Below are 21998 nucleotides of genomic sequence, written 5' to 3' on the forward strand. Positions count from 1 at the left end.
TGTCAGGCGGCGTCGTGCACGAGGATGGCGAGCTGGGTGCGGTTGTTCAGGTCGAGCTTGGTGAGGATGCGCGACACGTGCATCTTCACCGTGGCGACGCCCATGAACAGTTCGGCGCCGATCTCCGCGTTGGAGCTGCCCCGGCCGACGGCGTCGGCGACCTCGCGTTCCCGCGGGCTGAGCCGGTCGAGCACGGCCCGCGCGTGGTGCCGGCGGGCGCCGCCGCCGGGGTCGTCGAGGTGGGCGATGAGGCGCCGGGTGACGGAGGGGGAGAGGATCGGCTCGCCGGCCGCGACCCGGGTCACCGCCCGCAGGATCTCCGCCGGCGGGGTGTCCTTGAGCAGGAAGCCGCTCGCCCCGGCGCGCAGCGCGCGCAGCACGTACTCGTCGGCGTCGAACGTGGTGAGCACGATGATCTCGGGTGGGGCGGGCCGGGCGCGGAGCCGTTCGGTGGCGGCGAGGCCGTCGACCCTCGGCATCCGGATGTCCATGAGCACCACGTCGGGGGCGCACGCGTCGACGGCGGCGGGCACCTCGGCGCCGTCGGCCGCCTCGCCGACCACGTCGATGCCGGGTGCGCGGCCGAGGATCATGCGCAGGCCGGCCCTGACGAGGGCGTCGTCGTCGACGACGAGGACCCGGACCGGGCGGGTCACGCCGGCCACGGCAGCCACGCGGTCAGGTGGAACCGGCCGGTCGCGGTGCGGCCGTGTTCGAGGCGGCCGCCGACGAGACCGGCGCGTTCGGTGAGCCCGATGAGGCCGGCACCGGCGCCCGGGACGGCGGTCGCGGCGCCGGGCGGGCAAGGGTTGCTGACCTCGACGGTGAGGCCGTCGGCGGTGGTGCCCCGCACGGCGACGCTGACCTCCGCGTCGCGGGCGTGCTTGCGGGCGTTGGTCAGCCCCTCCTGCACCACCCGGTACGCGGTCCGCCCGATCGCCTCCGGCACGGCGCCGAGGTCCTCGACCCGGCAGTCGAGGACCACCCGGGTCCCGGCCTGCCGCGACTCGTCGACCAGCAGCGGCAGGTCGGCGAGGGTCGGCTGCGGGCGCTCCGGTACGTCGTCACCGTGACCGGCACGCAGCACGCCGAGCACCTCGCGCAGGTCTTCCAGCGCGCGGTGGGCACTCTCGCGGATCACCCCGGCGGCCCGCGCGACCTCGTCCGGCGGCGCGTCCGGCCACAGCTCCAGGGCGCCGGCGTGCAGGCTGACGAGGGAGATGCGGTGCGCGAGGACGTCGTGCATCTCCCGGGCGATGCGGTCCCGCTCCAGCTGCCGGGCCTGCGTGACCCGCAGCTCCTGCGCGGCGGCGTCCCGGGCGCGGCGGGACGCGGCCAGCTGCCGCTGCGACCGCACGTACATGCCCCAGGCGAGCACCGCGGCGACGCACGCGACGCCGAGGACGCCCTGCGCCACGCTCGGTCCCGGCAGGTCCGGCCGGATCAGCGGGGTGAGGAAGGACACCACACCGCAGCCGGCGGCCACGAGGCACGCGACGGCGAAGCGCCGGTGCACCGCGACGACGAACAGCCCGAGGAGCGTGATCGCGGCGGCGCTCACCGAGTAGACACCGAGCAGCCCGGCGGCGACCGCGAACCCGACCGGCCACCGCCGGCGCAGCCACCACCCGAGGACGGCCAGCCCGCCGAGGGCGGCCTCCACGAAGACCGGTGCCGCCGCGAGCTGCCGGTCGAGACCGTCGAGCAGGGTCACGGCGGTGAACCCGGCGCACAGCAGGAATCCCAGCACGTCGACGGCCCAGTCGCGCCTGGTGCGCGGCTCAACCACGCTCGCACCGTACGGCAGCGCCGCTCAGCCCCGCCACCGACCAAAGTATGTCCGCGATCGCCGACCTTCGGCACCAGCGCCGCCCGCCGCCGCCACCGCATCCTGGTCGCCGGATCGACTCGGACCAGCAGGTGGGAGAGCGTCATGGTGGAAGTACGGGATCAGCGCACGGACCGGTGGGGCGGCCTGGCGGGGATCGCCGGTGGGGTGCTGCTCGTGGTGGTCTTCGCGATCGTGGGGATCCTCGTCGGGCCCGAGCCGGACGGGCCGGCCGGCGCGATCGCCCGGTTCCCCGAGGTCAGGGTGGCCCGCACGGTCGAGAACGGGCTGTACCTGCTGGCGTTGCTGCTGTGGGTGCCGCTCGCCCTGGCCCTCGCGGACCGGTTGCGCCGCACCGCCGCTGCGGCGGCGCTGTTCGGCGCCGGGCTGCACCTCGTCGGCCTGACGATCGTTGCGGCCGGGGCGATCCCGCACGCCGTCACCAGCGGGCTCTCCGACCGGTACCACGCCGCCGGCGTGACCACGGCGGACCAGGCGACGCTGGTCCAGCTGTGGCACGCGACGCAGGGGCTGTTCGAGGCGCTGCTGCTGACCGGCCTGCTCGTGATGCCGGCCGGGGTCGTCCTGTTCGGCGTGGCCATGCGCCGGGATCCTGCGTTCGGCCGGGTCACCGGTACCGCGTGCGTGCTGCTCGGCGGCATCGGCCTTGGCGCCGCCGTCGTCATGCTGGCCGACCCGGGCTCCCCGGCCGCCGCGGCGGGGGTCTTCGCGCTGCTCGGCTTCCACGCCGTCGCCGGCTGGCGGCTGCTGCGCACCACGGCCCCGGCCGGGCTGTTGTCGCCGGCGTGACGTGCCGTGCGGCGGGGCGTTGTCGCCGGCGTGACGTGCGGTGCGGCCGGCCCGCGGCCGGGGCTGTTGTCGCCGGCGTGACGTGCCGTGCGGTCAGCCCGCGGCCGCGCGCCGGACGGTGTCCAGGGCGACGGCGGTGAAGCCGGTCCGGGCCGCGCGGGCGTAGGACTCGGAGCCGGGCACCTCCGCAAGGCTGCCGGTGAAGGGCGTGCCCTCGGTGCCCCAGCAGCCGGCGTTGCTGAGGATGACCTGCCGGTCGACGACCGGCGCGACCCGCAGCGTCGTGCCGGTCGGCCAGTTGGTGGCCGACTGCGGCCAGACGATGCCGAACAGCGCCCCGTCCGGTGCCCACAGCGAGCCGGCGTCGGCCCCCGGGATCGGACCGGCCGGCCCCCTGGCGGTGGACACCCACACCGCGGTGCGCTCGGCCACCGGCGGCCCCGCGAGCGTCTCCACGGTGTCGAGCACCATCTCGGCCTGGACCTCCGGGTCGGCGGTGCCGCGCCCGGTCAGCGTGCCGTGCGCGAGGACGATCGACGCACCGGCCTGCCGGGCCTGCGCGAACGTCTCGGCCAGGGACATGACGACGCAGCCGTCGGCGGCCGCCGCGGCGCTCGCCGCGGGCGTGGCGGACCCGGCGGCCCGGGTGGCGGGCGCCGGATCGGACCCGCCCGGCCAGGCCAGCACCGCGACGAGCCCGGCGATGGCGATGGCGGCCGCGACCGACCCACCCACGGCGAGCCGCCACCGGCGCCGAACCTGTCGTTTCGCCGCCATCCGCAGCAGGACAGCGTCCGGCCCGGGTGCGTGCTGCAGCAGCGCGCCGCGCAGTTCCTCGACGTCCATGGTCACAGGCTCCGTTCGGCGTTCGCGGCCAGCCGCAGGGTGGACCGGGCCAGCGACAGGTGGGAGCGCACGGTGCCCGTGGAGCACCCCAGCGCCTCGGCGATCTCCTCGTCGGTCTGGTCGAGCAGGTACCGCAGGACGACGGTGGCGCGTTGCCGGGGCGGCAGCCCGGCGAGGAGCCGTTCGACGAGGTCGCGTCGGGCGACGGCATCACCGGGGTCGGGCTCCGCCCGGTCGAGCAGCGCGTGGTCGCCGACGGGGTCCGTGCGCCGCCGGGCGGCCTTGCGCCGCTCGGAGAGGAAGGTGTTGACGACCGCCCGGCGCACATACGCCAGCGGCTGGTCCATCCCGGCGATGCGGCTCCACCGCCCGCCCACCGCGAGCAACGCGTCGGCGAGCACGTCCTCGGCGAGCGCCCGGTCACCGGTGAGCGCTCCCGCAAACCGCGTCAGCCCGGGCAGCTCGGCCGCCAGGAACTCCTCGAACGTCAACCGCGCGCCTCTCGTGTCGATGCTGCCCGTACTGTCAACGCTGCCACGGGCCCGAGATGTTGAACGCCGGATCCGGGACGGCCGGATCGCACCGCACCGCCCCGCGCCGGTTCGTTCGGTTCGCCGGGTCAGTACACCCGCAGGCTCGCACCGGGCTGCGCGTTGACGATGGTGCGCATGGCGGTGAGGAACACCGTGTCGCTGCAGACGAGGCCGACGAGCGCCCGCGCCGCCGCCTCGGTCTGCGCCAGGCTCTGCTTGCGCGCCTCGAACCGGACCGTGATACCGCGCCGGGCGCCCTCGGCCGCGATCTGCTGCCGGAACGCGGAGTCGCCGCCGAACCACAGCACGGTGATCGCCAGGTTCGGCACGTCGAAGACCGACGCGATGTACCCGCTGGACTTCACCGCGGGCTGCTCGGCGATCCAACCGTTGAACTCGTCGAGCCGCAGCTGCCGCAGCTGCGGATCCTGCCGGCTGATCAGGAACGACGCACCGCCGCGCAGTGTAATTGGAACCGGGTCGGCCGGGATGAATGGCAACGGCTGCCCGGCAGTGGGACCTCAACGTCTTGGCGGTCGATCAGTCCCCGTGATCCGTAGATGGATCAGCTCATCGCCGCCGGACTCCCGCACAGAGCGCGCTCGCTGCCTTGCACCAGCCTCTCCAGCTGACGGCGCAGCCAGTTGAAGAGAAAAGTTTGGCTTCATACCTACTTCACACACCGCTGTGCCATGTGCGAAATAGGTATGAGATGGAGGTGGGGCACTGCACAGCGCGGGCTCGTGGTCACACTCGAGAAAGATGATCCCCGGGTTGCGTCTGGAGCAGCCACGCGAGGGGCATCTGTGCCGCTCGTTCGTACTGACTGGTCGGTCCCAGCGTGTACAGGGTCACGGTCTGTGCCGAGTCGCGGGCCACGGTCCAGTACTGCGGGATTCCCGCCGCCGCGTACTCGTCGACCTTAATGACTCGGTCGGTTGCCTCGGAGCCACGCGACATGATCTCGATGACGAGCAGAAGATCGGTCACGGCCAGCCATACGGCATGCTGCTGAGGTCGTGACCACACCGTCAGGTCGGGGATTCGGCCGCCGTCGCCATCTGGACCGGAGATGCGGATACCGGCGGCCTGCATCAGCTGCTCGGCGGGCCAGCCGGCGAGGCCGAGCCACAGCATCAGACGTGTGGCAATAACGGCGTGCTCGCTGTCGGGGGGTGGCACGACGGAGAGCACTCCCTCAGGACTGGTCTCATACCGACGGCCGTGCGTGTCGGCAGAGATCATCGCGGCCAGGTCGTCGAGCGTGATGATGGCAGGCATGTGTCTGCCAACGGCCTCCGCGCTCATACGTCCATGCTACCGACTAGCTCGTCGACTGGCCGTCCGACCGTAACGGTGCGCTACATGCAGTCGAGGTCAACTACGTGTCCATAGTGGAGGATCTACATTGATATACTTGCAATGATGCAGCTGGAGGCCAGGATTTCGCCAGAATGACATCGGATACGTAAAGGTCGCTGGCGAATGCGTCCTGAGCTGCGAAAATGCATAAGGTTATCCGTTGAGCAGCTGCCTGGCCATGACGATGCGCTGGACCTGGTTGGTGCCTTCGTAGATCTGGGTGATCTTCGCGTCGCGCATCATGCGCTCCAGCGGGTAGTCCTTCGTGTAGCCGTAGCCGCCGAGCAGCTGCACCGCGTCGGTGGTGATCTTCATGGCGGCGTCGGAGGCGAAGCACTTCGCGGCCGCGCCGAAGTAGGTGAGGTCCTTGTCGCCACGCTCGGACTTAGCGGCGGCGGCGTAGGTGAGCTGGCGGGCGGCCTCCAGCTGCATGCCCATGTCGGCGAGCATGAACTGGATGCCCTGGAAGTCGGCGATCGCCTTGCCGAACTGCTTGCGCTCCTGCACGTAGCCGAGGGCGAAGTCCAGGGCGCCCTGGGCGATGCCGAGGGCCTGGGCGGCGATCGTCACCCGGGTGTGGTCCAGGGTCTGCATGGCGGTGCCGAACCCGGTACCCGGCTCGCCGATCATGCGGTCGGCGGGGATGCGGACGTTGTCGAGGTACACCTCGCGGGTGGGGGAGCCCTTGATGCCGAGCTTCTTCTCCGGGGCGCCGAAGCTGACCCCCTCGTCGGACTTCTCCACGACGAAGGCGGAGATGCCGCGGGAGCGGGCGGCCGGGTCGGTGACCGCGAACACCGTGTAGTACTCGCTGACGCCGGCGTTGGTGATCCAGCGCTTGACGCCGTTCAGCACCCAGGAGTCGCCGTCGCGCACGGCCCGGGTCTTCATGCCGGCGGCGTCGCTGCCGGCGTCGGGCTCGGACAGGCAGTAGGAGAACATGGCCGCGCCGGTGGCGACCGCGGGCAGGTACTGCTGCCGCAGGGCCGCGGAGCCGGCGATCAGCAGCGGCATCGTGCCGAGCTTGTTGACGGCGGGGATCAGCGACGAGGACGCGCAGGCGCGGGCGACCTCCTCGATGACGATGGCGGTCGCGAGGGCGTCGGCGCCGGCGCCGCCGTACTCCTCGGGGATGTGCGGGGCGTGGAAGTCGGCGGCCCGCAGGGCGTCGTAGGAGGCCTGCGGGAACTCGCTGTTCTCGTCGGCCGCGGCGGCGTTCGGCGCTACTTTGCCGTCACACACCGCGCGCACGGCCTCACGGATCGCGAGATGTTCCTCCGGCAGTTGATAAACCTCGAACACGACGCCCCCTCGAAGAAATGTCCTAAACCGCCGTTCAGGTGCCTTCGAGTGTGAGCATACCGACGAGTAACCACGGAGCCGAAGGCGCGGTCGGCGGCGAGGGACTACTCTCGCCGGAGCAACGTCGGCAACACCCGGCCCTATACGCCACAAATGTCCGCTATGCGGGTGTTTGCGGAAACGGGAACAGAGCGGAGACACAGGCGTGACCATCGCGTACCCGAGCACCCCACCCGTAGCAGCCGCGCCCTCCGGCGCACCCCGCCCGCGGCTGACATTCCTCGGCACCGGCTATCTTGGCGCGACCTACGCCATCTGCTTCGCCGAACTGGGCTACGAGGTGCTCGGCTTCGACGTCGACGAGGCGAAGATCGCCAAGCTGGCCGGCGGCGACGTGCCGATCCACGAGCCCGGCCTCGACGAGCTGCTCCGCAAGAACCTGTCGGCCGGCCGGCTGCGCTTCACCACCTCGTGGGAGGACGTCGCCGAGTTCGGTGACGTCCACTTCATCTGTGTGGGCACCCCGCAGCGCCCCGACGGCATGGCCGCCGACCTCTCCCACGTCGAGAGCGCCGTCACCAACCTCGCGCCGCTGCTCAAGCGCAAGGCGCTGATCGCCGGCAAGTCGACCGTCCCGGTCGGCACCGCCGAGTGGATCGAGCAGCTCGTGCGCCGCCACACCCCCGCCGAGCTCGGCGTCGAGGTCGCGTGGAGCCCCGAGTTCCTGCAGGAGGGCGTCGCCGTCGAGGATGTGCTGCGGCCCAACCGGATCATCTTCGGCGTGAAGAGCGAGTGGGCCACCGGCATGCTCTACGCCGCCCACAAGGGCGTGTTCGACCTGGCGCTCACCGAGGACCGCGAGGTCCCCGTGGTCGTCACCGACTTCGCCACGGCCGAGCTGGTGAAGGTCGCCGCCAACGCCTTCCTCGCCACCAAGATCTCCTTCATCAACGCGATGGCCGAGGTGTGCGAGGCCGCCGGCGCCGATGTGACGCAGCTCGCCCGCTCGATCGGCTACGACGCCCGCATCGGCAACAAGTTCCTCCGCGCCGGCGTCGGCTTCGGCGGCGGCTGCCTGCCCAAGGACATCCGCGCGTTCCAGGCCCGCGCCCAGGAGCTCGGCGTCGGCGAGGCGCTGCGCTTCCTGCACGAGGTCGACCTGATCAACCAGCGCCGCCGGCAGAAGATCGTGCAGCTGTCCGCGGAGCTGCTCGGCCGCGGCTACGGCCCGGCCGGCCCGGACCTGGCCGGCACCCGGATCACCGTGCTCGGCGCCACCTTCAAGCCCAACTCCGACGACGTGCGCGACTCGCCGGCCCTGTCGGTGGTCCGCAAGCTGTCCCGCTCCGGCGCCGACGTCACCGTCTACGACCCGGAGGGCATGGACAACGCCCGCAACGACGTCGACGAGGTGACCTACGCCAAGACCCTCACCGACGCCGTCGCCGGCGCCGACCTGGTCTGCGTGCTGACGGAGTGGGAGGAGTTCCGCAACGCGGACCCCAACACGCTCAGCGACCTCGTCGCGGGCAAGCGGGTCATTGACGGGCGAAACTGTCTCGACCAATCCGTCTGGGTCGCCGCCGGCTGGGAGTACCGCGGCATGGGAAAGCCCGTCGTCGCTTAAGCGACGGAATCTCCCGAACGGGCGCTTCGCTTTCGCGACACGTCGAAACAAGGCATTCTTCCCAGTAGGGCGTGAACAGCCGGGGGTGGCCGCACGCGCGGTCACCCCCGGCTGCGGCCCGTGGGGAGGAGTCGCGTGGAGACGTATCCGTGCCCGGCGTGCGGTGGCCCGGCCAGTGAGGCCACCGGCTGCCGCGATTGCGGCCGCCCGCACGATCCGGACGCCGCCGCGCTCGCCCTGTTCCAGCGCACCGTGGCGTCGCTGGAGCAGAAGAAACGCGACCTGACCGACGACAGCCAGAAGCTGCGCCGCCAGCTCGCCCACGCCTCCGCGCAGCGCGACTCCCTGCGCCGCAAGGTCCGCCAGTCCATCGACCAGGAGCAGTCCGGCCGCACCCGGCGGCCCCGGCTCGGGCGTGGCGCGAAGGTCGAGAGCACCCCGCCGGCCGCGCGACAGACCGAAGAGCGAAGAGCACCACAAGAGCAGCAGGTGTACTCGCCGAGGGCGCCACAGGAGCCGGAAGCGGCGCTGGCCGGGTCGACGGCGCCGGACCGCAGGCAGGTGGCGGCGCCGCTGCGCCCCCGGATCGCGGCGCTGCCGCAGATGCGCCGGCCGTCGGGCGGCGGCCCCGGCCCGCACGCCCCGGTCGACGAGCCCGAGGCGACCACCTCGAGCATGCAGGCGTCGGTCCTCGCCCTCGGCGGCCTGCTCCTCGCCGGCGCCGCGATCGTGCTCACCACCGACGCGTTCGGCGCGATCGGCACCGTCGGGCGGGTCGTCCTGCTCGCGCTGATCACCGCAGGCGCGCTCGCACTGCCGCTGATGCTGGTCCGCCGCGGCCTCACCGCCACCGCGGAGACCGTCGCCTCGGTCGCGCTGCTGCTCGTCCTGCTCGACGGCTACGTCCTGCGCTCCGAAGGGCTGCTCGGCGTCGACCGGCTCGAGACCAGCCTGTACATGGGCATCGTCTGCGCCGCCACGGCCGGCATCGCGGCCGTGTACAGCATGCAGAGCCACCTCATCGCGTCGCGGTACGCCACCCTCATCGCGCTGCAGCCGGTCCTGCCGCTGCTCGCCTTCGACGTCATCCGCGGCCCGGTGGGCTGGTCCCTCGCGCTGTCCGGGGTGGCCCTCATCGACCTCGGCTTCGGCATCGCCCTCGGCCAGTCCGTCCGGCGCCGCCTCGAGCAGCGCGAGCCCGTCGCGGTCACCGGGCCGGACGGGCAGGAGTACCCGGCCGGCGCCGAACCCACCCACACCCTGCAGACCGACCAGCTCGCCGACACCCTCATGCGGGACGCGGCCTGGCTGCTGTTCGCGATCACGTTCGGCGCGGCCCTCGTCTTCGCCACCGGCGCCCTCGCCACCACCGAGGCCCTCGGCGAGACCGTCCGCGCCGCCGCGGTCACCCTCGTCGCCGCCGCGATCGGCGTGGCCGGCTCGCTGTCCTGGCGGCGCGGCGCGGTGCCCGACATCGCCGCCGGCATCGCCACCGTCGCCGTCATCGCCGCGTTCGCCAGGGTCGGCGCCGTCGCGTTCCCCGGCTTCACGCTGCTGTTCCTCGCCCTCGCCGTGGCACTCGCCGCGGCGGGGGTACCGTTCCTGCCCGCCGACGCCCGCCGCGGCCCCCGCTACGCCGTCTCGGTCGCAACCGCCGCCACCACCCTGCTGCTGGTCGTCACCGTGCTGCCCGCGCTGGTCGCGCCGCTGCGGGCGGCGTGGCCGGTGTGGAACGCGGACCTCACCGCGTACCGCACGCGCGTCGACGCCGCCGTCGGGACCGACGGCTGGCAGGCCGTCCTCGCGGTGCTGCTGCTGACCGCGGCCGGTGTCCTCATGCTCAGCGGGCGCACCGAGCCGGTCGACGTGCCGCTCGGCTCCGGCTCGTGGCCGGGCGCGCGCCTCGGCGGCATGTTCGGCCGGCGGTCCGCCGCCGAGGACCGCCCGCAGCCGACCCCGCCACCCGGCCTGTGGCCCGGCCCGCTGGGTGGCGCGCAGAGCGGGCCGCACACCGGCGTCTGGGACGACCCGCGCCCCGAATCCCCGCCCGAATCCCCGTCCGGTGCCCGCCCCGGCGGAACGGACCCCCGGGCCGCCCGCCGGGACGTGTGGAGCGGTGGCGCGGTCGTCACCGTCCCGCCGCCGGAGCGCTTCCGCGCCGACGTCGCGGTCATCGGCGCCGCCCTGACGCTGCTCATCGCGCCGGCCGCGTTCGGCCTGAGCTGGCTGATGATCCCGGCCATCGCGGTCGCCGGTGCGGTCATCGCCGGCGCCCTGGCCATGCGGGTCCGCGAGTCGCACACCGCCTGGGTCTGCCTCGGCGCCGCCCTGGTCCTCGGCCTGTACGCGGCCGCCGCCAGCCTCGCCCGGCCGTCCGCGACCGCCCTGACCCTCGTCGCCATCGCCATCGCCGGCGCGGCCGTCGCGCTGCTGCCGCGGCCGCACCGCGCCGACGCGAACGGCGACTTCGTCACCCGCAGGGTGTCCGACGCCGCCGCCGGCGGGGCCCTGTTCGCGCTGCCCGGTGCCGCCGCGGCCGGTGCCGCGATCGTCTTTGGCGACCTGCCCGGCGGCGCGACCGTCGTGCTCGTGATGAGCTTCCTCGCGCTCGCCGTGACCCTCGGGTACGCCGCGATCACCCAGGTCGCCCGGGGCGCGCAGAGCCCGCCGCTGCTCATCGGCGCGACCGCCGGCGCCGTCGCGGTCGCGATCGCGGTGCTGCGCGCCGACGGCGCCACCACCATCGACCTGATGATCGGCCTGCTGATGCTGATCGCCGCGGTGATGCTGTGGGCGGCGCCGCGGATGGACGACCGGCAGACGTTCGGCGCCGACATCACCGGCGCCGACGCCGCGGCCGCCGCCGTGACGATCGCCGGGATCGGCGCCGTGGCCAGGGCCGTGTCCCTCGCCTCCGACGGCATCGAGGTCGTCACCCTCGCGCTGCTGGTGTTCGCGGTCGCGGTCGCCGCCCGCAGCCTGCCCGACGACTGGCGCCGCGGCCCGGTCGCCGGCGCCGCCACCGTCGGCGTCTGCACCGGCGTATACGCGGGCACCATGTCCGTCATCGGCGCCGTCGGGGTGATCCGCGCCGCCGACCCGCCGTGGCGGGCGGCCCTCGATGCGCACTGGCTCGCCAACGCGCAGCAGCTCGCCACCTACGGCTGGCAGGTCCCGATCGCGCTGCTGCTGCTCGCCGGGGCGGCCGCGATCGCGCTGCCGCAGCCCTACGGCGACGACACCGCCTCCGCGGCGGCCGCCCTGGCCGCCATCGGCGCGCCCGTCGGCCTCGGCCTCGGCTGGCAGTCCCCGATGGTCGTCGGCTGGATCGCCGCGACCGGGATCGGCGCCTGGGCCGCCACCGGGAAGAGCTGGCGCGCCGCCTACATGCGGCTCGGCGCGGCCCTCGTCGCCGGCATGTTCGCCGCCGGCGCGAGCCTCGTGCGGCCCGGCGCGACCGCCGGCACCCTGGTGGCGCTCGCGATCAGCGGCGTGTTCGTCGCCGGGTTCGCCAGAGCCACCGCGATCCGCCGGGGCAACCCCTTCGACGGCCCGCTCACGTTCGTCGGCGGATCGGGTGTCGCCGCCGCCCTGTTCGCCTTCGCCGGTGCCGCCGCGGCGGCCGCCGGCGGCCTGCACCCCGGCCACGTCAGCACCGTGCTCATCGCCGCGCTCGCGACCAGCGCCGTCGGCCTCGCCGCCGCCGCGACCGGCGCCCAGCAGGCATCCGGGTACCTGCCGTACGTGACCGTCGGGGTCGCCGGCGGCGCGACCACCACGGCCGTCGTCGCGCTGGTCGTCCAGCGGGACGGCGCGGTCGTCTACGCCGCCATCGCGGCCCTGCTCGGGGTTCTCGCCGAGCTGCTGCGGGTCACCTGGCAGCGCAGCGTCGAATGGGTGCCGTCGTCCGGGTTCCGCCCCGACAGCTCCGGCGCGACCGCCGGCCGCTGGCGGCAGGTCCGGGCGCCCCGCGGGTACACCCTGGGTGTCGCCGCCGCGGCCGGGCTGCCCGCGCTCATCGTCGTCGTGTTCGTGGCGCCGGCCGTCTACGCGGCGCTCGCCGGGCCGTACAAGTGGATCCAGAAACCGTGGACAGGCACCGCGCAGACCGCGTCCGACCTCGGTGACCTCGGCCGCTACGCGGGCAACGGCACCCACGTGCTCGCCGCCGCGCTGCTCACCATCGCCGGCGCGCTGATGGCGGTCGGTCTCGGCGGTTCCGGGCAGGCCGTGGCCGGCCGCGCCGTCGCGATCGTCGTGCCCAGCGGGGCGCTGACCCTGCTCATCGCCCCGGCCGCGCTGCACGCGTCGTGGCCGTGGCAGCCGACGGCGGCGCTGCTGGTCGCCACGATCGCCGGTCTCGGCCTGGCACTGACCGTGCCGCCGGAGGCCGACAGCTCCGACGGCCGGATGCTCATCAACGCCCGCCGGCTCGTCTTCGTCATCGCCGTCCTGGCCGCCGGCGCGGGCGGTGCCGGCAGCCTCGCCACGAAGCAGCAGACCCTCACCTGGCTCGCCGGGTCGGTCGTCGTCGGCGCGGTCGCCGGGATCTGGGGCCGCACACCCAACGGCCGCATGCTCGGCTGGCACGTCGCCGCGTCGACGGCGCAAGGGTTCGCCCTCGCCGCCGGGCTCGCCGCCGGCCTGGAGCTGCGGCAGTGCGCGTTCCCGCTGCTGATCGTCGCGACGATGCTGCTGGTGCTCGGCGCCGCGCTGCCCCGCCTGCGGCCCAGCAACAGCATCAACCGGGAGGCCATGACGGTCGAGGCGGCCGGCTACGCCGGCGCGGTCATCGCCGTCCTGCTCACCATCGGCTCCGCCGCGCACACCGCGGCCGCCCTCACCGCCCTCGGCGCGGTCCTCGGCCTGTCCGCCGCCCGCAAGGGCCGCAGCGGCCAGCAACGCGTCGTGCTCATCATCGCCGCGTCGGTCGCCGAGCTGATCGCGATCTGGCTGCTGCTCATCACGGTCAAGGTGGCCGTGATCGAGGCGTACACGCTGCCGTTCGCGGTCCTCGCGCTCATCACCGGGCTGCTGGAGATCCGCCGCCGTCCCGAACTGGGCAGCTGGCTCGCCTACGGCCCGGCGCTGGTCGCCGGCTTCGCACCGAGCCTCGCCCTCGCGGTCGCCGACGAGAACTCCCCGGAGCTGCGCCGCGTCCTGCTGATCCTCGCCGGGGTCATCACCGTCGCGATCGGCGCCGTCCGCCAGCAGAAGGCGCCGGTCGCGGTCGGCTCCGCGGTGACGATCATCGCCACCGCCAACGAGCTGCTGCGCATCGGCTTGCCCGTCTGGATGCTCCTGCTGCTGTTCGGCGGCACCGGCCTGCTGCTCATCGCCCTCGGCGCCACCTACGAGCAGCGCCAGCGTCTCGACCGGCTGCGCGGCGTCTACCGCGGCATGCGCTGACCCCGGGTGCCCGACCGCGCGTAATATTGACAGACGTGGTTGCAACACTGGTGCACGACGAGCACGGTTTCACCTACACGGTCCACGTGGCAGGCTGCGGCGAGCTGCGCCGCGGCGGCCACCTGCGGGCCTGGCGCGAGGACGACGGCGGGCTGCTGGTCCTGCTGACGGTGGGCGGCTCCGACCTGGACGACGAGGCGGGCGTCGTCGCCGACCAGGTCCGGCTCCGGTTCGTCGGCGAGCGGGTCGACGTCGTGGTGTACGAGCCCAGCTGGTGGGGCGACGGTTGCACCTACCTGCGTTCCGTCGGCGGCACTGGCTGGGAGCCGCTGGATCCGAAGGTGCTGTGCGACCGGATCGGCCCGTCGTTCGTCATCGACGACGAGGCCGACACCAGTCCCGGCTACGGCGGCCCCTGACCCCGCTCAGGCGCCTTCCACCTCGACCTCGTAGATCCTGGTGGCGGCGTCGGCGGTCTGGGTCGGGGTGGTGACGACCAGGCGCACGTAGCGGGCGGTCACCGCGGTGACCCGGTGGGATGTCACGCCGTCGGTGTTCGCGGTGACGGTCACCGCGGTCGTCCACGTCGCGGCGTCGGCGCTGACCTGGATGGTGAAGGCGCGGGTGTTCAACGCCTGGGCCTCGCCGCCGGCGGATGCGTGCCGGACCACGAACCGGCGCAGCGTGCGGGCGGCGCCGAGGTCGATCTGCAGGGAGGCGCCGGCGGCGCCGCTGCACCACTTGCTGTTGCCGGTGGTCCCGCCGTCGATCGCCTTCGCCGGGGTCTCGGTGGCGGCGCACGCGGCGCTGCCGGTGACCGTGGCGCCGCGGGTGAGGTTGGCGCCCGGGTACGCGCCGCCCTCGTCGGTGACGGCGATGTCGTCGACGTAGCCGCGGAACGGGCCGGTGCCGGTGGGGCGGTCGAAGCCGACGTCGACGCGGGTGACGGTGCGCCCGGCGAGCGCGCCGAGGTTGACCCGCACCAGGTTCCACTGGTTGACCACGAGCCTGCCGCCCTCGCCCTGCAGCTTCGGGTGGGCGCGGACCCCGAACTGGTCCACCGCGCCGGAGTCGCGCAGCGCCGAGCCGTCGCTGAACTGCAGGTCGACCGCGACGAACGTGCCGGTCGCCTGCTGCGGGTAGATCCAGTACGACAGCACGCTGGACGGGCCGATCGGCAGGTCCGCGGCGAAGATCCGCTGGTAGGAGTACGACTGGGTGGCGGAGTTGTCGCTGCCGGAGTACATCAGCGCGGCGGTGCCGCTGCGGGACACGCCCTCGGTCCGGGGTGAGGACTCCATCGCGGTCAGGGCGCAGCAGTAGCCGCCGACGCCGACGGTCGCGCCGGCGCTGTCGAGCCAGGTCGGCGCGGGGTCGCTCGCCTCGAACGGCGCCCGCAGCAGGGGCCAGTCGCGGCCGTCGCCGAGGACCGGTTCCAGCGCGGTGTACCAGCGCACCGCCATCCGCGCGTAGCCGGCGTCGTTGGGGTGCAGCGTGTCGTTGAGGTCGGACGCGGCGAGGGTCGAAAGGTCGACGAGCCTGGCCCTGGCGCCACGGGCGGCCACGACCCCCGGGACGGCCGCGTTGAACGCGTTGATCCGGGCCTGGATGGTGGCGTCGAGCGCGGGCACGATCTTCGCGACGACGACGGTGGCGGTGGGGCGCGCCGCGAGGATCTGGTCGATGAGCCCGCCGAGCCGCTGCGGTGCCGTGCCCACCTGGTAGTTCTGGTTCATGTCGTTGGTGCCGATGTGCAGCAGGACCACGTCGGGCTGGTAGGTCGCGAGCCAGCCGTCGACGCTCGCCGCGATCTGGTCGATCCGCCAGCCGGAGTGGCCCTCGTTGTCGGTGTCCGGCAGCGACCCGGACCGCTGCGAGCCGACGAAGTCCACGGCGTAGCCGGCCCCGCCGACGAGCCTGCTGAACAGCGGGGCCCGGTAGCTGGAGGTGGTCGGGCTGCCTTCGCCCCAGGTGATCGAGTCGCCGAGCGGCATGATCTTGATCGGCCTGGTCGTCACGGCCGCCCCGGCGGGCGCGGCCGCGGCGGTGACCGCGATCAGGCAGCCCACGAGGGCGATGGCGAGCTTGCGCAACGTGGACTCCTCCGTGCCGGACATTCACGAATGTGGCGAGTGTGTCGGCGTGCTCCGGTTGTGTCAAGAGTTGACAGAACCGAGACGCGTGGAGGATCGTCGATGAAAACCGGATGGCGGTCCGGGCCACGCTTCCCCTGGGAGGGAACTGTGTCCCTGCGCCTGCTCGCCGCCCCCGTGCTGGCCCTGGCCGCCGTCGTGCTCATCCCGTCGCCCGCCGCGGCCGCCACGACGATCTGCAACCGCTACTGCGACGGCCGCGACGCCGCGCTCGCCCCGTCCGACCGGCAGCCGGTCAGCAGCACCCTGTACGGGCGGCGCATCACCTTGCACGTCAACGACACCGACGCCATGGCGTGGGGGAGCCTCGACAACGGCAAGGCCGGCGACGAGGTGTGGCTGGACCGGTCCTTCGACGGCGGCCGCACCTGGGTCGACAGCCGCCTCGGCGCCGGGGTCGTGGCCGCCGGCGCCACCAGCCGGCGCACCGCGCAGTTCAACGTCGACAACTGGGCCGCGAACGGCGTCGGCGCGCTGCGCGCCTGCGGCAAGGCCGGCGACCGGCCCGAACTGACCTGCACCGGGTGGGCCCGCAGCACCTGGAACGCGTGGGACCGGCGCACCGCCGCCGCCACCGCCCTGATGATGCAGTACAACCTCGGCACCGGCCTGTTCGGCAACAACGACTGGTGGACCAGCGCCAATGCGCTCACCGCCGTCATCGACAACAGCCGACGGTCGGGGATGGGCAGCTACCGGTACGCCATCGCCACCACCTACGACAAGCAGGTGAACGCGAAGCTCGGCCAGTTCCGCAACGAGTACCTCGACGACACCGGCTGGTGGGCCCTGGCGTGGGTGGCCGCCTACGACGCGACCGGCGACAGCCGCTACCTGAACACGGCCCGGGCCGGCGCCGATCACATGTTCGCCTACTGGGACACCACCCGCTGTGGCGGCGGGGTCTGGTGGAAGACCGACCGGACCGTCAAGAACGCGATCGAGAACAGCCTCTACATCCAGCTCAACGCGGCCCTGTCGGCGCGGATCCCGGGCGACACCGTGTACCGCGGGCGAGCCGTCGCCGGCTGGACCTGGTTCCAGGGCACCGGCATGCTCAACGGCTCGAACCTCGTCAACGACGGGATCAGCCTCAGCACCTGCCGCAACAACGGCGCCGTCACCTGGACCTACAACCAGGGCGTCCTGATGAACGCGCTGGTCCAGCTCAACCGGCTCACCGGCGACGCGGCCGCCCTGGCCACCGCCCGGCGCATCGGTGACGCACTGGTCGCCAGCGGCTACCTGTCGCCGGGCGGCATCCTGCGCGAACCCAACGAGAGCAGCACCTGCTCCGGCGACGGGGTGTCGTTCAAGGGCGCCGCGATCCGCGGGCTCGGCGTGCTCAACGGCGCCACCGGCGGGGCGTACAACACCTATCTGCAGCGCAACGCCGACAGTGCGTATGCGAATGACCGCGACACGATCGACGCCTACGGCAGCCACTGGGCCGGACCGCGGACCGCCACCAACCACAGCTGCCAGCACAGCGCCGTGGACCTGCTCAACGCCGCTCCGTAGTTTTCTGCCGCGCCCGTGAACCGATCGGGCCGTCCGATCCGATGATGGGGTGTGATTCCCCCACCGCAGGACGCTGATCTGCTCGCGCTGGCCGCCGCCGGCGACCGGGCGGCGTTCGAGGCGTTCTATCGGCGGCACGCCGTGTGGTTGACGTTGCGGCTGCGGTACAGGTGTGCCGACGACGCTCTGATCGACGACGTCGTCCAGGAGACGTTCCTGGAGTTGTGGCACGGTGGCGCGGCGCGGTATCGGGCCGAGGGCGATGTGGCCGGCTGGCTGTGGCGGATCGGCTCGCGCCGCCTCATCGACGCGCTGCGCCGGCGCAGCTCCGGTCACCGGCTCGGCCGCCTCCTCGCCCGCCTGCGCGGCCGGGACGAGCCGTCCGCCGAGGAGCAGGTGCTGCACGGCGTCGAGCACGGCGACCTCGCCGGTGCCCTGGCCCGGCTCTCCCCGGAGCTGCGGGCCGTCATCCAGGCCACCGTCCTGGACGGGCTCACCACCGCGGAGGCGGCGGTGCTGCTCGGCATCCCGCCCGGCACGGTCAAGACGCGGGCGATGCGGGCCCGCCGGCAACTACGGCAGGAGCTGGCATGAAACGTTCTGCCGTCTGGCACCTCCAGGACTCCGACCTGCACGCGTATGCCGGTGGTGGGCTCGCCGGGCCGCTGCTGTGGTCCGTGGAGGCGCATCTCGGCGCCTGCGACGGCTGCCGCGCCCGGCTCACCGCCGCCGCCGACCCACGGCTGGTCGACGACGGCTGGGCCCGCGTCGACGCCGCCCTCGACGCACCCGTCCCCGGCCCGGTCGAGCGGCTCCTGATGGCGCTCGGCGTGCCCGACCACACGGCCAGGTTGCTCGCCGCGACCCCGGCGCTGCACCTGTCGTGGCTCGTCGCGGTCGCCCTGACCCTCGCCACGACCGCCACGATCGCCCGGCTCGCCGACCCGGTCGTGTTCCTCGCCGCGGCGCCCCTGCTGCCGCTCGCCGGGGTCGCGGCGTCGTTCGGGCCCGGCATCGACCCCACCTATGAGATGGCCCTCGTCGCGCCGATGCAGTCCTTCCGGCTGCTCCTGCTGCGCTGCGTCGCGGTCGTCTCCGCCAACACGGTGCTGTGCGCGCTGGCCAGCCTGGCCCTGCCCGGCGCCGGGCTCGGTGCGGCCGGCTGGTTCCTGCCGTCCCTCGCGCTGACCGTGCTCACCCTGCTGCTCGCCCCCAGGTTCGGCACCGTCGCCGCGGCCTGCGCCGTCGGCGCCGGCTGGGCCTGCCTCGTCCTCGCCGCCACCGGCGCGCTCTTCACCGTCGCGGGCCAGTCCGGCACCGCGATCGCCGTCCTACTCGCCACCGCCGTGCTCGCCCGGCGGGCCTCGGCGTTCGACACGTCCCGGCTGTTCCCCCGGGCCACCCCCAGGAGGTTCCGATGAGCATCGACGCGGCCGCACCAGGGATCGACGTCGCCGTGCGCGCCGACGGCCTGGTCCTGCGCTACGGGCGGAAGGCCGCCCTCGACGGTGTCACGCTCACCCTCGGCACCGGCGTCACCGGCCTGCTCGGCCCCAACGGCGCCGGCAAGACCACGCTCCTGCGGATCCTCGCCACCGCCCTCAACCCCGACGCCGGCTCGCTGCGCGTCCTCGGCCACGACCCGCTCACCGCACCCGGGCGGCTCGCCGTCCGCCGCCGCCTCGGGTACCTGCCCCAGGACCCCGGCTTCCACCCCGGCTTCACCGCGTTCGAGTTCGTCGACTACGTCGCGATCCTCAAGGAGCTCACCCACCGCGGCGACCGCCACGCCGAGGTCCGCCGCGTCCTGTCCGCCGTCGGCCTCGACGACCAGCGCCGCACCCGCATCCGGGCGCTGTCCGGCGGCATGCGCCAGCGGGTCGCCCTCGCCGCCGCCCTCGTCGGCGACCCCGACCTGCTCATCCTCGACGAGCCGACCGTCGGCCTCGACCCGCAGCAGCGGATGCGCTTCCGCGAGCTGTTCGCCGACCTCGGCGAGGACCGCGCCGTGCTGCTGTCCACCCACCAGACCGAGGATGTCATGTCGCTGTGCCGCCAGGTCGTCGTCATCGACCGGGGCACCGTCCGCTTCACCGGCACCCCGGCCGACCTCGCCGCGCTCGCCGCCGGCCGGGTCTGGACCAGCGCCGCCCGCGAGCCCGGCGCCCTCGCCTCCTGGCGCACCGGCACCGGCCTGCACCGTCACGTCGGCGACCCGCCGCCCGGCGCGGAACTGCTCCCGCCGACCATCGAGGACGGCTACCTCATGCTCGTCGACCTCGGCGGTGCCGCATGACGACCGCCGTCGCCGCGCGAGCAACCGCACCCGCGGCCCGGGTGCCCCGCCGCCGGGCGATGCTGGCGCTGGCCGGGGTCGAGTCCGTGCGGTTCCTGCGGCACCCGTTGACGATCGCGGCGCTGCTGCTGTTCGTCTCCCCGTGGGTGTACGACGTTGTCACCGGCACCACCGACCGCTATCCAGTGCTCCACGACCAGGCCGTCGACCTGCAGATCCCCGGCATCTTCCTGCTCGGCGGCGGCGCCCTCGTCGTCGCCAACCTCAACGCGCTGCGGGCCCACCGCCACCACACCGACGCGCTGTACTCGGTCCTGGTCCTGCCCGACCCGTGGCGCACCGCCGCGTTCCTGCTCGCCCCGCTGCCCTACGCGGCCGCCGTCGGCGCCCTCGTCACGGCCCGCGTCGGCGTCCTCGCCCTGCTCCCCGGCGCCGCCGGCCGCCCCGACCCGGCCGAGCTCGCCGCGACCCCGGCCTTCGTGCTGCTCCTCGCCGCCATCGGCGTCCTGCTCGCCAAGCTGCTGCGATCCGCGCTCGTCGCCCCCCTCGCCATGTTCGCGTTCGCCGTCGCCGCGTTCGTCGCCCTGGTCGCCGCGGCCAGGGGCAACACCGCCCTGCGGCTGCTCCTGCCGGTGATGTTCACCGAGCTGCCCTTCTCCCTGCCCGCCGACCTGGTCGACCGCCCGTCGCTGCGGCACCTCGCCTACCTCGCCGGCCTCGCCGCCCTCGTCGCCGTCGCCGCCGTCGCCCGGTCCGGTGCCCGCGGCCGTCCCGTCGTGGCCGCCCTGGTCCTCGCCACGGTTGTGACCGCGACGGCCGGCGCCGCGCAGTTCCGCACCGACGACGCCCTGCGCCGGGCCGCCGTCACCGCCACCGAGAACCCGGCCGCCACGCAGACCTGCCACCGCCGCGGCGACGTCACCTACTGCCCCTTCGACGACTTCACCGCCTGGATCACCGGCTGGGAGGCGGTCGTCCAGGGCGTCCGCCGCGCCGTCCCGCCCGCCGCCGGCACCGACCCGCCCCTTGCCGTCCGCCAGCGCGTGTGGGCCCACGGCTACCCGACCGGCTCCGTTGTCGCCGCCGACGAGACCGGCGCCAACGCCGCCTGGGAGCGCGCCGCGGCCGCCGCCGGCACCCCGGCCGTGATCCCGGTCGGCACGCGGTGGGGCGACGACACCTCCGAGGCCACCTTCGCCGCTAGCGTTGCGCACCGCCTGATGACCGGCAGCGCGTTCACCCCCAACGGCACCGTCTGCGGCGCCCGCGGCGCCCTCCTCGTCTGGCTCGTCGGCCAGGCCACCCCCGCGACCGCCAAGGGCCTGCGCGACCTGGACGCCGCAAGCTGGGGCGGCCTGGTCTTCGTGGACTTCACCACCTTCATGAACCTGTCGGTCCCCGACCGCGACGCCGGCCCGGGCCTCGCCGCCCTGGGCCGCCCACCCGCGGAGGTCGGCGCCCTGGTCGCCGCCCACTGGACGGAGCTGACCGACCCGGCCACCCCGGCGGACCGCTTCGCCACCCTCGCCGGTGTGCCCATCGCCCCCGAACCGCCCGTCGGGGAGCGCACTGTATGCGCCACCTGACCTCTTCACCTTCCCCGGTGCGCCGCCTGGGCGGACCGCGGGTGGGTCACGGCGCGAGCGGACGGGTGGACCTGCCGTGAAGCGGCTGGCGCTGGTGCGGCCGACGCTCCGGGCGATCCGCTGGACCCCGCTGCTCGGTGCGATGGCGGCCGGCCTCGCGATCGTCACCGTTCCCGCGGTGATGACGGTGACGCTCAGCGCCGACAACCTCGCCGTCCTGCTCCGGCTCGGCCTGGCGTGCGCCGCGGTCGGCCTGGCGTTCCTGTTCGACGACCCCGCGAAGCCGACCACCGCGACCGCGCCCTTGCCCGCGTGGCACGGCGTCGCGGTCCGGACCGTCGCGGCCGCCGCCGCCATGACCGGGTGGTGGGCCGCGGCCGTCGCCATCACCGTCGCCGGCGCGGAGGAGGGCACCGCCGACCCGCTGCCGCTACCGGGCCTGGGGCTGGAGGCTGCGGCGGTTGGTGCGGTCGCCGTCGCTGCGGCCGTCGTCGCCTGGCGGCTCACCCGGCGCGGCATCGCCAGCCCGGCCGCGGCGCCCACCGTGCTGGTCGTCGTCGCCGTGCTCGCGATCGCCCCGCGCTGGGCAGCGGTGTTCGTCCTCGTGGCCAGCCCCGACTGGACCGCCGCCCATCAACGCCTCGCGGTCGTGCTCGCCGTCTGCCTGGCCACCGCGGCCGCCGCCGCCCTGCCGCGCCCACCCCGCCGCCGCCCTGCTCCGTGAG

General features: G+C 74.1%; 18 protein-coding genes. 10 read left to right on the plus strand and 8 right to left on the minus strand.

Annotated elements, in window-relative coordinates; translation table 11 throughout:
* Positions 1–2: 2 nt before the first annotated feature.
* Together AB0K00_RS10880 and AB0K00_RS10885 are read right to left on the minus strand one after the other, a co-directional pair.
* Positions 3–656 carry a response regulator transcription factor gene (locus AB0K00_RS10880; protein WP_363518518.1) on the minus strand — a complete coding sequence of 218 codons (654 nt, stop codon included), beginning with the start codon at positions 654–656 and terminating at the stop codon, positions 3–5.
* Positions 653–1789: a histidine kinase gene (locus AB0K00_RS10885; RefSeq protein ID WP_363518520.1), complete on the minus strand. Its 1137-nt coding sequence runs from the start codon at positions 1787–1789 to the stop codon at positions 653–655. Before AB0K00_RS10885 ends, AB0K00_RS10880 begins: the two co-directional genes overlap by 4 nt.
* 144 nt (positions 1790–1933) lie before the next feature.
* Here AB0K00_RS10885 and AB0K00_RS10890 point away from each other — a divergent pair, with 144 nt between their 5' ends.
* Positions 1934–2638 carry a hypothetical protein gene (locus AB0K00_RS10890; protein WP_363518522.1) on the plus strand — a complete coding sequence of 235 codons (705 nt, stop codon included), beginning with the start codon at positions 1934–1936 and terminating at the stop codon, positions 2636–2638.
* A gap of 93 nt (positions 2639–2731) precedes the next feature.
* Here the strand turns inward: AB0K00_RS10890 and AB0K00_RS10895 are convergent, their stop codons facing one another.
* The 5 genes from AB0K00_RS10895 to AB0K00_RS10915 form a co-directional block, all read right to left on the minus strand.
* Entirely contained in the window at positions 2732–3484 is a 753-nt protein-coding gene (locus AB0K00_RS10895; RefSeq protein WP_363518524.1) for a hypothetical protein, read from the minus strand.
* Positions 3485–3486: 2 nt separating this feature from the next.
* Positions 3487–3975: a SigE family RNA polymerase sigma factor gene (locus tag AB0K00_RS10900; RefSeq protein WP_363518526.1), complete on the minus strand. Its 489-nt coding sequence runs from the start codon at positions 3973–3975 to the stop codon at positions 3487–3489.
* A gap of 128 nt (positions 3976–4103) precedes the next feature.
* On the minus strand, positions 4104–4517 hold the full coding sequence (locus AB0K00_RS10905; protein WP_363518528.1) for a hypothetical protein: 414 nt from the start codon (positions 4515–4517) through the stop codon (positions 4104–4106).
* Positions 4518–4764: 247 nt separating this feature from the next.
* Positions 4765–5325: a Uma2 family endonuclease gene (locus AB0K00_RS10910; RefSeq protein WP_363518530.1), complete on the minus strand. Its 561-nt coding sequence runs from the start codon at positions 5323–5325 to the stop codon at positions 4765–4767.
* A 207-nt stretch (positions 5326–5532) separates the two neighbouring features.
* Positions 5533–6681 (minus strand): acyl-CoA dehydrogenase family protein, encoded by a 1149-nt coding sequence (locus AB0K00_RS10915; protein ID WP_363518532.1) that lies wholly within the window; start codon positions 6679–6681, stop codon positions 5533–5535.
* 205 nt (positions 6682–6886) lie between these two features.
* Here AB0K00_RS10915 and AB0K00_RS10920 point away from each other — a divergent pair, with 205 nt between their 5' ends.
* From AB0K00_RS10920 to AB0K00_RS10930, 3 genes are all read left to right on the plus strand, one after another.
* Positions 6887–8308 carry a UDP-glucose/GDP-mannose dehydrogenase family protein gene (locus tag AB0K00_RS10920; RefSeq protein WP_363518534.1) on the plus strand — a complete coding sequence of 474 codons (1422 nt, stop codon included), beginning with the start codon at positions 6887–6889 and terminating at the stop codon, positions 8306–8308.
* Positions 8309–8443: 135 nt separating this feature from the next.
* Entirely contained in the window at positions 8444–13717 is a 5274-nt protein-coding gene (locus tag AB0K00_RS10925) for a hypothetical protein (RefSeq protein ID WP_363518536.1), read from the plus strand.
* Between the two features lie 35 nt (positions 13718–13752).
* Complete coding sequence (locus tag AB0K00_RS10930) at positions 13753–14136, plus strand: hypothetical protein (RefSeq protein ID WP_363518538.1); 384 nt, start codon at positions 13753–13755, stop codon at positions 14134–14136.
* Positions 14137–14142: 6 nt separating this feature from the next.
* Here the strand turns inward: AB0K00_RS10930 and AB0K00_RS10935 are convergent, their stop codons facing one another.
* The gene (locus tag AB0K00_RS10935; RefSeq protein WP_363518540.1) at positions 14143–15834 is read right to left on the minus strand and encodes a GDSL-type esterase/lipase family protein; all 1692 of its coding nucleotides are present in this window, start codon (positions 15832–15834) and stop codon (positions 14143–14145) included.
* A 126-nt stretch (positions 15835–15960) separates the two neighbouring features.
* On the opposite strand from AB0K00_RS10935, the gene AB0K00_RS10940 reads away from it, so the two are divergent.
* From AB0K00_RS10940 to AB0K00_RS10965, 6 genes are all read left to right on the plus strand, one after another.
* Positions 15961–17391, plus strand: a complete 1431-nt coding sequence (locus AB0K00_RS10940) for a glycoside hydrolase family 76 protein (protein ID WP_363518542.1) — start codon at positions 15961–15963, stop codon at positions 17389–17391.
* Positions 17392–17445: 54 nt separating this feature from the next.
* Positions 17446–17985 (plus strand): RNA polymerase sigma factor, encoded by a 540-nt coding sequence (locus tag AB0K00_RS10945; RefSeq protein ID WP_363518983.1) that lies wholly within the window; start codon positions 17446–17448, stop codon positions 17983–17985.
* A complete protein-coding gene (locus tag AB0K00_RS10950; RefSeq protein ID WP_363518544.1) occupies positions 17982–18812 on the plus strand; it encodes a hypothetical protein in 831 nt (276 codons plus the stop codon). The genes AB0K00_RS10945 and AB0K00_RS10950 overlap by 4 nt, the downstream gene beginning before the upstream one ends.
* Positions 18809–19687, plus strand: a complete 879-nt coding sequence (locus AB0K00_RS10955) for an ABC transporter ATP-binding protein (protein WP_363518546.1) — start codon at positions 18809–18811, stop codon at positions 19685–19687. Before AB0K00_RS10950 ends, AB0K00_RS10955 begins: the two co-directional genes overlap by 4 nt.
* Positions 19684–21273, plus strand: a complete 1590-nt coding sequence (locus tag AB0K00_RS10960) for a hypothetical protein (RefSeq protein WP_363518548.1) — start codon at positions 19684–19686, stop codon at positions 21271–21273. The genes AB0K00_RS10955 and AB0K00_RS10960 overlap by 4 nt, the downstream gene beginning before the upstream one ends.
* A 76-nt stretch (positions 21274–21349) precedes the next feature.
* On the plus strand, positions 21350–21997 hold the full coding sequence (locus tag AB0K00_RS10965) for a hypothetical protein (protein WP_363518550.1): 648 nt from the start codon (positions 21350–21352) through the stop codon (positions 21995–21997).
* Position 21998: the final 1 nt, after the last annotated feature.

Origin of the sequence: Dactylosporangium sp. NPDC049525 (assembly GCF_040676755.1) — a bacterium.
GTDB lineage: Bacteria > Actinomycetota > Actinomycetes > Mycobacteriales > Micromonosporaceae > Dactylosporangium.